This window comes from Algoriphagus boritolerans DSM 17298 = JCM 18970 (genome assembly GCF_900108085.1).
In the GTDB taxonomy this organism is placed as follows: domain Bacteria; phylum Bacteroidota; class Bacteroidia; order Cytophagales; family Cyclobacteriaceae; genus Algoriphagus; species Algoriphagus boritolerans.
The window spans coordinates 109590-121900 of the sequence record NZ_FNVR01000006.1 but is presented as its reverse complement, the minus strand read 5'-3'; the positions used below and the strand labels follow the sequence as shown (position 1 = coordinate 121900).

General features: G+C 43.1%; 13 protein-coding genes. 7 read left to right on the top strand and 6 right to left on the bottom strand.

Going from position 1 to position 12311, the window contains the following annotated elements:
* Positions 1–71: 71 nt before the first annotated feature.
* Together C4S61_RS08090 and C4S61_RS08085 are read left to right on the top strand one after the other, a co-directional pair.
* The gene (locus tag C4S61_RS08090) at positions 72–1793 is read left to right on the top strand and encodes a sensor histidine kinase (protein WP_200820553.1); all 1722 of its coding nucleotides are present in this window, start codon (positions 72–74) and stop codon (positions 1791–1793) included.
* Positions 1790–2485 (top strand): response regulator transcription factor, encoded by a 696-nt coding sequence (locus C4S61_RS08085; RefSeq protein ID WP_103924285.1) that lies wholly within the window; start codon positions 1790–1792, stop codon positions 2483–2485. Before C4S61_RS08090 ends, C4S61_RS08085 begins: the two co-directional genes overlap by 4 nt.
* Positions 2486–2860: 375 nt before the next feature.
* Here C4S61_RS08085 and C4S61_RS08080 read toward each other — a convergent pair whose 3' ends face one another.
* On the bottom strand, positions 2861–3100 hold the full coding sequence (locus C4S61_RS08080) for an addiction module protein (RefSeq protein WP_235009871.1): 240 nt from the start codon (positions 3098–3100) through the stop codon (positions 2861–2863).
* A 151-nt stretch (positions 3101–3251) separates the two neighbouring features.
* Positions 3252–4262 carry a dipeptide epimerase gene (locus tag C4S61_RS08075; RefSeq protein WP_103924283.1) on the bottom strand — a complete coding sequence of 337 codons (1011 nt, stop codon included), beginning with the start codon at positions 4260–4262 and terminating at the stop codon, positions 3252–3254.
* 89 nt (positions 4263–4351) lie between these two features.
* On the opposite strand from C4S61_RS08075, the gene C4S61_RS08070 reads away from it, so the two are divergent.
* From C4S61_RS08070 to rlmF, 4 genes are all read left to right on the top strand, one after another.
* Positions 4352–5824: a M14 family zinc carboxypeptidase gene (locus C4S61_RS08070; protein ID WP_103924282.1), complete on the top strand. Its 1473-nt coding sequence runs from the start codon at positions 4352–4354 to the stop codon at positions 5822–5824.
* A 38-nt stretch (positions 5825–5862) separates the two neighbouring features.
* A complete protein-coding gene (locus tag C4S61_RS22040) occupies positions 5863–6057 on the top strand; it encodes a type II toxin-antitoxin system HicB family antitoxin (RefSeq protein ID WP_103924281.1) in 195 nt (64 codons plus the stop codon).
* 81 nt (positions 6058–6138) lie between these two features.
* On the top strand, positions 6139–6870 hold the full coding sequence (locus C4S61_RS08060) for an SIMPL domain-containing protein (RefSeq protein WP_103924280.1): 732 nt from the start codon (positions 6139–6141) through the stop codon (positions 6868–6870).
* A 24-nt stretch (positions 6871–6894) separates the two neighbouring features.
* Positions 6895–7845: a 23S rRNA (adenine(1618)-N(6))-methyltransferase RlmF gene (gene rlmF, locus C4S61_RS08055; protein ID WP_103924279.1), complete on the top strand. Its 951-nt coding sequence runs from the start codon at positions 6895–6897 to the stop codon at positions 7843–7845.
* An 88-nt stretch (positions 7846–7933) separates the two neighbouring features.
* Here rlmF and C4S61_RS08050 read toward each other — a convergent pair whose 3' ends face one another.
* Positions 7934–8347: an OsmC family peroxiredoxin gene (locus C4S61_RS08050; protein WP_103924278.1), complete on the bottom strand. Its 414-nt coding sequence runs from the start codon at positions 8345–8347 to the stop codon at positions 7934–7936.
* 219 nt (positions 8348–8566) lie between these two features.
* Here C4S61_RS08050 and C4S61_RS08045 point away from each other — a divergent pair, with 219 nt between their 5' ends.
* Entirely contained in the window at positions 8567–8950 is a 384-nt protein-coding gene (locus C4S61_RS08045) for a GxxExxY protein (RefSeq protein WP_103924277.1), read from the top strand.
* A gap of 203 nt (positions 8951–9153) precedes the next feature.
* Here the strand turns inward: C4S61_RS08045 and C4S61_RS08035 are convergent, their stop codons facing one another.
* Genes C4S61_RS08035 through C4S61_RS08025 form a run of 3 tightly spaced genes read right to left on the bottom strand, consistent with a single transcriptional unit; the run spans position 9154 to position 12309 of the window.
* Positions 9154–10284: a glycosyltransferase gene (locus tag C4S61_RS08035; protein ID WP_103924275.1), complete on the bottom strand. Its 1131-nt coding sequence runs from the start codon at positions 10282–10284 to the stop codon at positions 9154–9156.
* Entirely contained in the window at positions 10260–11420 is a 1161-nt protein-coding gene (locus C4S61_RS08030; protein ID WP_103924274.1) for a glycosyltransferase family 4 protein, read from the bottom strand. Before C4S61_RS08030 ends, C4S61_RS08035 begins: the two co-directional genes overlap by 25 nt.
* A complete protein-coding gene (locus C4S61_RS08025) occupies positions 11407–12309 on the bottom strand; it encodes a class I SAM-dependent methyltransferase (RefSeq protein ID WP_103924273.1) in 903 nt (300 codons plus the stop codon). The genes C4S61_RS08030 and C4S61_RS08025 overlap by 14 nt, the downstream gene beginning before the upstream one ends.
* Positions 12310–12311 lie beyond the last annotated feature (2 nt).

The following is a 12311-nucleotide window of genomic DNA, read 5'->3' as shown; positions in this document are numbered from 1 at the left end:
CTGCAAAATAGCCCTGAGTTAAAACATGTTAACAGCTACCCGCCACCTGTGAATCACTTTAAATTTGCGATATGAGCAAGGGAAGTATTACACTGATCGTAGTCCTGATGTCGCTGGCAAGCTTTGGCTTGATGGGGTTTCAATACTATTGGGTCAGAAATGCTGTTCGAATTAATCAGGAGCGATTCGACCAGAATGTGCTTCAGGTGCTTTCCAGTACGATTACTGAGTTGGAAAAAGGGGAAACGAGTGATGTCCTGCTGAGTCAGCTTATTCAGGATTCAGCGCTACAGCAGACCATTTTCAAGAAAATTGACCCGATTGATCCGATTGAATTACAGATCCAAACCTCCCAGCGGTATAGCCGTCCATCCCTTGTAGATACCATGCTGGCACTTCCTGCCCCGCAAGTAAGTGCTACCTTTCGCAGGATGTTATTATCCCGTGGGGTGGATATTTCAATTCTCTCTGAGTTGGAAAATTTTTTCACCTACATGACTCCGGAGATTGCTTCGACCATGTTTACCCCGGATGAGATGCAAATCCTACTTCAGGAAAAAGAAAGACAGCTGGAATATCTGAGTAAGAGTCAGGGATTTTTGAGGCAACGTGTACAATCGCAGGTAGTGGTTTCAGAGGCACTTACGGAGATCAATTTGCCAGCTGATGCAATAGAGAAAATTCGCAAAACCAATTTAAAGATTGAGTTGTGGAATCAGGCATTTGCAGAGTTGGCAGAGGGACAGCGGGAAATATTGGATCGCCTGGATACCGGAAGTGTGAGGCAAATGTTAAAAAAGCGACTTATTGAAAAAGGAATAGCCGAAGATTTTGAATTGGGCTTGATGAATGATAAAGAAGAAATTATACCCATAGGTATGGTCATGGACCCTTTGAGACTGAAGAATTACGGCGTACAGGCAAAACTCTTTCCGAATGATATTTTGGGAAAGGACAATTTCCTGTTCATCTTTTTCCCTGAGAAAAACAATCACGTCATCCGTCAGGTTTGGCTGCCGATCTTCAGTTCTATCGTCTTTATTCTGGTGATTATTTTTTGTTTTATCTATGCGATCAAAGTGATTATCCGCCAAAAGGCCCTATCCAAGATCAAGAATGATTTCATCAATAACATGACTCACGAGTTCAAGACACCACTTGCCACAGTGAGTCTTGCCGTGGAGGCCCTTCAGGACCCGGAACTCTCCACTCAGGATAAATTCCGAACCCGGTACCTCGGTATCATCAAGGATGAAAACAAACGCTTGGTCTCACAGGTGGAAAAAGTTCTTCAGGCTGCGGCGTTGGATAAAAAGGACTTTCAGCTCAAGATCGAAACGATTGATATGTCCGAATTGCTGGAAAGCAACGTAGACCATATCAGTTTGCAGGTGGAGAAGCGGGGAGGCAAAATCAATTTTGTCAACAAGCTCAGAAATCCCGAGATCGAAGGGGATGCATTTCACCTCACCCACATCTTCAACAACCTCCTGGACAATGCTAATAAGTATTCCAGGGAAAATCCAGTCATCCGAGTCGAGGCCTGGGAACAGGGAGACCAGATTTTAGTAAGTATTCAGGATCAGGGAATCGGAATGACCAAAGACGCCCTGAAAAAGATTTTTGATAAATTTTATCGAGTTCCTACCGGAAATGTACACGATGTCAAAGGCTTTGGTCTTGGACTATCCTATGTGAAAACGATGTTAGAAGCCCACAAAGGTGAAATTCACGTACACTCAGAACCCGGAAAAGGAAGTACCTTCACCGTTAACCTACCCAAAAAGCAATGAGCAAGGCCAAACTATTAGTCGTAGAAGATGATCCCAACTTGGGAGATATCTTAAAGGAATATCTGGAAATGAAAGGCTACGAACCCACACTCTGCAGAGATGGGGAAGAAGGCTGGAATAAATTCAAAAAGGACAAATATGACCTTTGCCTATTGGATATCATGATGCCAAAGAAGGATGGCTTTACACTGGCCAAGGAAATAAAGAAAGTACAGGAAAATCTTCCCATCCTCTTTTTGACTGCGAAAAATCAAAAAGACGACATCATCGAAGGCCTTAAAATCGGTGCGGACGATTACCTCACCAAGCCTTTCAGCATGGAGGAATTATTACTTCGTATCACTGCAATCCTCCGCAGAACGCAAAAGTCAACAGAAATTTCCGCGTTGAAAACCTATACGTTTGGCGACTTTGTGTTACACTACGATGAGCAATTTATCGAAGGACCGGAGGGCAGACATAAGTTGACTTCTAAGGAAAACGAGTTGATCCGACTCCTTGCTTCGGAGATCAATAAACTGGTCAACCGAAGTCATGCACTCAAGCAAATCTGGGGGGACGACAGCTACTTCAATGCGCGCTCCATGGACGTGTACCTGAGCAAAATCCGAAAAATACTTAAAGACGATCCCAAAGTGCAGATCATCACGGTGCATGGGGAAGGATTTAAGCTGATTGTGGGGGAAGGATGATTTAAGACGCAAGACATCAGACACAAGATTCTAGACTGAAAGATCCCGTGGTAGAGAGGCTGCGGGATTTTTTTTTATTGAAAAAGTTAAACACGCTTCTTCCAAGTTTTAGGATTTCTGCTGGTATGAAAAACTGAAACAACATTCACCCTATTTTCCTTCATTATATATAAAATCAAAAATGGAAATCGATCAACTACGAAAGCTCTCACTTTTTGTCTATACCGAATTCGATAGGATTCTGGACTCTTGGTAATAAGCTGAAATGAATTCTGGATTTCGGCTTAAAACTCATCACCTAGTCCAGACTGTTTCTTTTCATACCAAACAAAAGATTTAATAATGTCCTCTTCAGCTTCATCAGAAAGATGAACCTCAAATTTCATTTTTGGCTCTGTTTTTCACCCGCTCTTTCACTTTTTCCCATGACGAAAAATTCATTTCCCCACGCTCATATTTTTCCAATCTCTGGTCCAATTCCAAAAGCTGTTCTTCAGATAATTCTAAATTCTCTTCTTTAGAATCTCTAATAAATTGGATCTTTTTCAGAAGTGATTCATCTTGAATTTGGGCTAACCATTGAATCAAGTCTAATTTTAGTGCAGCTACATCCATCTTTTCTATTTTATTTCAAGTTAACGAAAATCAATCTTGATGGATGGTGTAGTAATAGGAAAAAATCAAACCTCACCTTCCAACCTACCGACTTCCATTCTCCCAAACCTCCCAAACCTCCTTACTTCCCTACCTCCCTACTTCCACTCCCTCAAACCAACTCCGCCCCGATCCCTGGACCGTCAGGAAACTTAACCTGTTCGGGAGTTATCTTCACCCCTTTTGCCGGATCTTTAGTCAGGAGCATCGCTCCATCCATATCTACATAGTCCAGCAGCGGAGCGATATGGGCGATGGCTGTGATTCCCACCGAGGATTCGGTCATGCAACCCACCATCGTTTTCATGCCGAGTGACTTGGCTTCATGGATCATTCGAAGTCCCGGCGTAATTCCTCCTGCCTTGACCAGCTTGACATTGATTGCATGGAATAAGCCGTGACATTTCTTGACGTCTGATTCCACGATGCAGCTTTCATCCGCCATCACCGGAAGTTTGGAATGCTTGAACACCTCTTTCATTCCTTCCAAATCATCTTTTCCCAGCGGTTGCTCCATAAATTCTACTCCGAGTTTTGCCAATTCTTCAGAGTTTCGGATCGCTTGCTCCGCTGTCCAGGCACAATTTGCATCGATCCGGAAAATGGAATTGGTATGCTTTCTAAGCTCCCGGATAATTTCCAAATCGCTGTCGGTTCCAAGCTTGATTTTATAGATCGGCCAGTCCACTTCCTTCATTTTGGACACCATTTTCTCCACCGTGTCTATTCCGATGGTGAAGTTGGTGGTGGGAATTTTTGCTGGATTTAAGCCCAAGAATTCATACAATTTTTTGCCCTGCTTTTTGGTGAAAAGATCCCATGCGGCCATATCGAGCGCACATTGCGCAAATGGGTTTTCGCCGAAGACTTCCCTGCCCAATTCCCAAAGTTGCTCGGGACTTTCCCACTTTCCAGCCTCCACGATTTCCCTAAATTTCTCCAGGCAAGCAACCATATTTTCGATGGTCATTCCATAAAATGGATTGGTCGTGGATTCCCCCAAACCGTAGATCCCGTTTTCTTCCAGCTTTACGATCAGGGTATCCTGCACATCCCGGCTTTGATGTGCAATGGTAAAGGTATGCTTGAGCGGAAGGTCAAGGACTTGGTAGCTGAGGTTCATGGAAGGATTTTTTGAGCTTGGACAAAAATAGATGAATTTATTTCACTCGATTGGCTAGTTTTAAATTCAGTGATTCAACCGCCAATTCTATGAAAATTTCGATCCACGTGTACTTCCTTTTTTTACTGTTTTTTGCGACGAGCTGTAAGATTCAAGCCCAGATTGTCTATGAGAAACTACCCGCTGCCCGCTTGGAAGCCGCTTTTGAAAAATACAGGGATCCGTCCATCACCCAGCGTCGATTTAAGCATGCCGATATTCAAGTTTTGATTCAGAAGCATTCCACAGCTTTTCAAATTGAGAAATTGGGCGAATCCGTGGAGGGCAAAAGCATCTCCAGCATGACTTGGGGCAATGGAAAAACCAAGGTCATGCTCTGGTCTCAGATGCATGGTAATGAGAGTACGGCTACCATGGCTCTTTTTGATCTCTTCAACTTTCTGGAAGCTTCGGGCGATGAACATGATGACTTGAGAAACCTGTTGAAATCAAGCCTCAACCTGAAATTTATCCCGATGCTGAATCCCGACGGAGCGGATGCTTTCAAGCGGAGAAATAATCTGGATATCGACTTAAACCGGGATGCCATTTCGCAGATTTCGCCGGAGGCGGTGATTTTGAAAAAGGCAAGAGATGACTTTGAGCCTGAGTTTGGATTCAATCTTCATGATCAGCAGATTTATTATAATGTGGTAAATACGCCAAAACAAGCCACAATTTCCCTTTTGGCGCCAGCCTATAACTATGAGACTGAAATCAATGAAGTCAGAGGACGTGCCATGCAAACCATCGCAGGAATGAATGAATTGCTCCAAGAACTCATTCCTGGTCAGGTGGGCAAATATGACGATGCCTTTGAACCCCGGGCCTTCGGAGACAACATCCAAAAGTGGGGTACAAGCACGATCCTGATCGAATCGGGTGGATATCTCGGTGATCCGGAGAAGCAGTACATCCGCAAGATCAACTTTATGATTATCCTCAATGCCCTGCATCAGATTGCCACCAAGGGCTATGAAAAATACACAACCGAGCAGTATTTTGCCATTCCAGACAACGGTTTCCAGCTCATGGACCTGATCATTAACGAAATGCAGGTTAAGGTCAATGACAAATGGTTTCCGGTAGACTTGGCAATCCGAAGAAGGGAAACTGAAAATGAAGCAGGATATTTTATGAGTGGGGCTGTGGAGGACTTGGGTGATATGCAGGTATTTTACGGGTTTGAGACCTTGGATGCCACAGGACTTCAATATAGGGAGGGGAAGGTTTACCCGACAGCTTTCGAAAGTGCGGAAAAAATCTCTGAAGCTGAAGCCATGGATTTGCTACGTCAAGGGTATCTGGCAGTGAAGGTCAAGACAGGAGAAGTCCGACAAATTCATGGCTTACCAATTTTGGTTTTGAAATCCACAGAGAAATTTTCCGGGGGTTGGATGACTGGCTCGGTTCCCAATTTCTTTTTGGCCAAAGAAGGTGTGTTGAAATATGCTGTGGTCAATGGCTATTTGATTGATTTGGAAAACCCGACGAAACAGGAGTTTCGGAATCGAATATTTTGATGAATAGAGAATAAATTTCTATCAAAATTCAAAAGCGGATGGAATACAAAATGATTGTAGAAAAAACCCAAACAGGATTTTCGGCGTATTCGCCAGATTTACCTGTATTTACAACTGGGGATTCGAAGAATGAATTGCTTAAGAATGCGGTGGAAGCATTTAATTTGTTGTTTGAGGATGACGGAAAAGTCCTAGGTATCGACAAAATCAAGCTCCTCTTTAATAAAAGTTAAAACTCGCTAACACGGCGGGTTTCTTGCCTATGAATTGGCTGAGATAAGAAGTAAATTCAATCAACATTTTTCTAAACTGCCATGCGAAAAAATCTCTCTTCCTTAATTTTTGCAATTGCTATTGTGATCGCCGCCGCCGTTCTCGCAAATTCCGTGATCCACCGTAACCGCCCACAAGGTACCATCCACGTGACAGGACTGGGTGAGCAGAATTTCACTTCTGATCTGGTCGTGTGGGAAGGGAATTTCTCCAGGGAAAGCCAGGATCTCAAAGCCGCCTATGCAAGTTTGGAATCAGACAGAACCGCTGTCACCAACTATCTAAAGGCCAAAGGAATTCCTGCTGAAGCTTTGGTCTTCAACGCGGTCAGTACCAACCCTGTCTACCAGCAAAATTATGCACCGAATGGCAATTATGCCGGGCAAACTTTCACCGGATATCAGCTCAGTCAGACTTTGGTCATTGAATCCAAGGAAGTGGAAAAAGTGGAAAAAATCAGTCGTGAAATCACCGAACTGCTCAACCAAGGCATTACGTTTTACTCACAGCCTCCACGCTACTACTACACCCAACTCGAATCACTCAAACTGGAGATGATCGCCAAAGCCACAGAGGATGGAAGAATCCGCGCCGAACGAATTGCGGAAAACGCCAATTCCGATTTGGGGGACTTGATCACCGCCAACATGGGGATCTTCCAAATCACCGGCCAAAACTCCGGAGAGGATTATTCTTGGGGCGGAACGTTCAACACTTCTGCCAAAAACAAAACCGCTTCCATCACCATGAAGCTGAGTTTTGAGGTGGATTAAGGTGAAAAGGGTAGTTTTGTCTACATGAAGAAGCAAACTCCTCAGCCAAGCCTTCACCCCCGAAATCTCCATCAAGGTCGCTACGATTTGGAATTACTGTCAGAGGCTTTGCCTGAGTTGAAACCACATATTTTTAACAACGAATATGGAAATCTAACTTTGGATTTTGCCAATCCAAAAGCTGTCAAAGCCCTGAATCAGGCACTTCTGAAGCATTTTTATCAAGTTGAATATTGGGATATTCCGGTTGGGTTTCTTTGTCCTCCTATTCCCGGCCGAGCGGATTACATTCATTATTTGGCTGATTTATTGGCAGAAAATAATGCCGGAATCATTCCAAGTGGACCAAAAATCAAAGTATTGGATATCGGGACTGGGGCCAATCTGATTTATCCACTCTTGGGTTCGGCGATTCATGAATGGAAGTTTGTGGGATCTGAGCTAAATCAAGAGGCAGTAAAATCAGCAGAAAGGATCATTGAGCTAAATCTGAATTTTCATGGGAAAATTGAAATCCGCTATCAGCCGGATGCCTCGAATATTTTCTCAAATATCATCCAACCAGGCGAATTTTTTGACCTGACGATCTGCAATCCTCCTTTTCACGAATCTGCCCATGTTGCCCAAGAAGGAAGCAAAAGAAAGGTGAAAAATCTAACCGGAAAGTCCGTTTCCAAAGTGCAGTTAAACTTTGGTGGACAAGCCTCGGAGCTCTGGACCGAAGGAGGAGAACTGGAATTTATCCGAAAAATGATTCAGGAAAGCTTGAACTTTAAGAATCAAGTTTATTGGTTTACGACTATAGTCTCGAAGTCTGAAAATCTAAGATCTATTCATTATCAACTTGAAAAAGCCGGGGTATTTTCCCAAAAAACTATCCAAATGGCTCAGGGAAACAAACAAAGTCGATTTGTGGCTTGGACATATTTGACTAAAAGGCAGCAGGAGAATTGGAGTAAGTTTCGATGGCAATAAAAAACCCTCCAAGGGTTTCGAATCCCTTGGAGGGTTAGGGTAAAGGTTAAGTTCCCTCACCGCGGTTTGTGGCAAAAAAGACCTTTTTTTAGGCGTTCAATGTGTATTCCACACTGATTTCCATATTCAAGGCTTTGGAGATCGGGCAGTTTTCTTCGGCATCTTTGACCTGCTTCGCAAATTCTTCCTTGGAGATTCCTTCTACTTGAGCTTTTAGGACGAGGTGCGATTTTTTCAAAGAACCGTCTTCAAAGGTAATGTTGGAAGTCACATCCAGTTCTTTTGGCGGGAAATTCACAGCAGTTAAGTTGAAGCTCAGTTTCATTGCAAAACAACCCGCATGGGCAGCAGCGATGAGTTCTTCCGGATTTGTTCCTACGCCGTCTTCGAAGCGGGTGTTGAACGAATATTGAGTTTTGTCAAGGACAGTGCTGGCAGTGGTGAGGTGACCTTTGCCTTCTTTGCCGCTTCCGTTCCATACGGCTGTTGCTTTTCTGATCATGGGATTAAAGAGTTTTAGGTTAAAATATAGTAGAATAAGGTTTTTTTGAGGGTTTAAGTTTCTTTGTTTCTGAATTTCTATGGTTCCCTCAGATGATCGCAGAAAAAGTCGCGGATATTCGCAGATCTTTCCGGAAAATCAGCATTCATCAGCGCATTCAATCTGCGAAAATCAGCGGGAGATTTTTTTGAATCAACTAGAAAACCATTATTTTTATTTATGCACGAGAACGAAATCACATTTTTAATCCGAGGTGCAATTTTTAAGGTTTACAACACGCTTGGTCCGGGACTATTAGAGTCCAGCTATGAAGCGGCGATGGGTTATGAATTGATCAATTCTGGACTTTTGGTTGAGCATCAAGTTGGTCTTCCCTTAATCTATGAAGAGCTAAAATTAGATGTAGGTTATCGGATAGATTTGTTGATTGAGAAAAAAGTAATTATCGAAATTAAGTCGGTAGAATCACTTGCAGAGGTTCACTACAAACAACTAGTGACTTACTTAAGATTATCTGGGATAAAAGTTGGGTTACTTGTTAATTTCAATACTGCGGATATTTCGAAATCGATTCACAGAAGAGTTAATGATTTCAAAGATTAAATTATTTCCCGCAGATGATCGCAGAAAAAGTCGCAGATATTCGCAGATCTTTCCGGAAAATCAGCGTTCATCAGCGAAATCAATCGGCGAAAATCAGCGGGAGACATTTTTTTTGATCAATAAGTATTTTGATTCTATTTCCTGTAGATCAACGCAGAAAAAGTCGCAGATATTCGCAGATCTTTCTGGAAAATCAGCGTTCATCAGCGGGAACCAAACACCAGACTTTTAAACACATCCAAATACTGCTCCGTCACATAGTCCCAATTATATCTTTGAGTCAATCCTGATCTGGCCGACATTCGGAATTCATCCATTTTTTCGGGTTCGGATTCAGCTTTTTCAGCAATAGCCTTTACCGATTCAGGATTTTTTTCGAAATACCAACCATGCTTTCCGTTTTGCAGCATTTCTTGATTGAATGGCGTGTCAAGAGCCAGAATAGCACAACCGAAACCCAAGGCTTTCAACATCGCAGGATTGGTTCCGCCGAACTCGTGTCCATGGAAATACGCAAAGCAATGCGAATACAGCGCGGCTAATTCATCCGGGTCTCTGACATATCCCGTAAAAAGCAAACGCTTGTCCTGATGATTTTTCAACCGATTGGCCCATTCATCCTCAAAGGGCACGTCACCAGTGATGACCAGTTTTCGATCGGAATTTGACTTCAAGAATCCCTCAATTATTAAGTCGGCATTATTGTCCGGAACTAGTCTTCCCACGATCAAAAAGTATCCTCGGCTTTCCAGATTCCATTTTTTTATCGGAGCCGACTCAACCGATTCCCTTGGATTAGCCCCATAGGCGATGACTTTGGAATCAGCCTGAAAAAGTTCCAGGTACACCCTCCTCATTTCATCCGAATCATTGATCAGTTGATCGTAAAATTTCGTCGCCAACTTGGAAGCCCAAAAGAAATATTTCGAACCCAAACCCTTCCATTTGGGACGAAGCCATTCCAATCCATCCACATTGATGGCGGTGGGCTTACCAAAAAGCTTCGAAATCAAGCCAAATGGGCCATTCCCACTGTTTACCACAAAAATCACATCCACATCCGAAAAGCAGGCATGGATCATCGAGAAGAAGGTATGCGTCAGTTGAGTCAGGCTTTTGGACTCAATGGCTGGGGTGTAAATGCACTCAATGCCATTTACGAATCGAGGTCGATCTGTAAACAATGCCCGATGATTGTACACCCTGACATGTACACCTTTTGCGACCAATCGCTCCCCGAGTTCCTTGATTAGGGTGTCGTACCCGCCATAGACATAAGGATAGCCCTTGGCGCCCATGATGGCTACTTTTAGGGTCGATTTAGGTGCTGCCATAGGTGCGTTTTAATTTTTTCTTCGAAAGTTTCCAAGCTATACTCGCTCAGCACTCGCTTTCGTCCTGCCTGTCCAAATTTGAGTCGCAGACGCTCATTTTCAATCAATTTTTCCAAAGACTCCACTCCTTTTTCGACATTTCCTATGGGGATCAGAAACCCGGTTTCTTCCTCCAAAACCATCTCCGAAGCGCCCCCTGATCGCGTTGCTACGACTGGCTTCCCCGCTGCCATGGCCTCCAAAATCACCGTCGGAAATGAATCAGGAAGGATCGAGGGTAATACAAATACATCCAATGCCGCCATGACTTTTGGAATATCATCCCGAAAGCCCAAATACGAAACTCTTGATTCTAATCTCTTGCTTCTAATCTCTTTTCTGACTTCTTCCAAAATCAGTTCGTAGCCAGGAAAAGGATCTCCAACGAGTAAAAAATGCGCATTTGGATATTTTTTTGAAAGCCGATTGGCTAGTTCCAAAAAAAACAATTGCCCTTTGCCGGGATTGATCCGGCCAATCATTCCGATAAGCAAATCGCTTTCAGGCAAGCCCAAATCCCTTTTTGCAGCTGGATAATTTTCCAAAAAGTCTTCATAAGGAATTCCATTATGAATGACCTGAATCTTGGATTTTTGCAGTAAAGGCTGCCAATGATTGGCCACCGCATGCGAAACGGCGATCGGATTTGGAGTGCTTTGATCCAGTAAACTGACCAGCATTTTTACCAGAGGCTTTGGACCCGGAAGAATCTCATGGATATGCCAAATATGTGGAATCCGCCTTCTTTTAGCCCAATAAGCACCCACGATTACCGCAAGGGTGTTTGAATAAACCAATTCAAACTGGTATTGCTTATGCAATTCGCTGAGGAATCGGTAGGCTTTCAGGTTTTTACTCAGTCTATTGAGTAAACCGGTCGGGTTGACATATTTCCGACGGAGGATGCCCAAATTTTGGACGTAAACAGGAAATCCTTCATTCTCCAAAACCGACTGGAGCGAGCCGGAATTTGTCAAAAGAACAATGGGATTAAAGCCCTCTTTTTTATATAGCCGTAAAACCTGCTGGATAATCTTACCTGAACCGTAGCCTTCTGAAGAGCTTTGTAAAAAAAGTATGTTTCTATGACTTTTCATTCCGTTTCAAATAAATTCCCATAATTCCCGATTTCCCAAACCGGGTAGAGACCAACTCCAAAATCCATGCAAATGGAAGGAAAAATCCTATTGATATAAGTAGGCCTAATGACTTTTTTCGCTTTAGTTTTAAAATCAGATTTTCCCTAAATCCAACCTTTGAAAGCAAAGCTTGCAGCATTCCCAAGACACCAAGGTGAACGGAAAAAGCTCGTTTATCCACAATTTCAAACCCGATTTTCAGCATTTGATCCTCCAATCCAGATTCAGTCCAATGAGTTAAATGCCTTGGAATATCCCAATGAATCCAGTTTTTTCCGGCAAGTTGTGCCTGCAAAGAATCTGCCCGAGGTACTTCGATATAGACTAGGCCATTTGAAGCCAGATTTTCACTCAAAAGTGATTTTACCAAATCTATGGGCCCTGGCAAATGCTCCAACACGTGGTTCAGTGTGATTAAATCAAAGTTTCCTCCCTCGATTTTTCCTTTTTCGTAAATTCCAGATAGCACCTTAACCTTATATTTTTCCTTGGCAAAATCTGCTCTTTCCTCGGCAGTTTCGATGCCTAATCCCTGCCATCCCAATTCTTTTGCGACTGCGAGAAATTGTCCTTTTCCGGAGCCAAAATCCAAAACCGAATTTGCAAGAGGATTGATTTTTCGAGCTTTTCTAAGGATTTTTTCAGCCTCAGAAAAAATGATCCGCTCAAAAATTGAGTTGCGGTTATCTACTACGGAATAGACCTCATCGTTGTAAAGTGAATCACCATCTATTTCCTCCGCAAGAAAAGTCCATCTAGTCGCACAATTCGGACATGGAATGATGGATTGATTTTTTGGGGATAATGATGGGAAATTTTTACAAACCGGACAGGTGATTTGCCGCATGG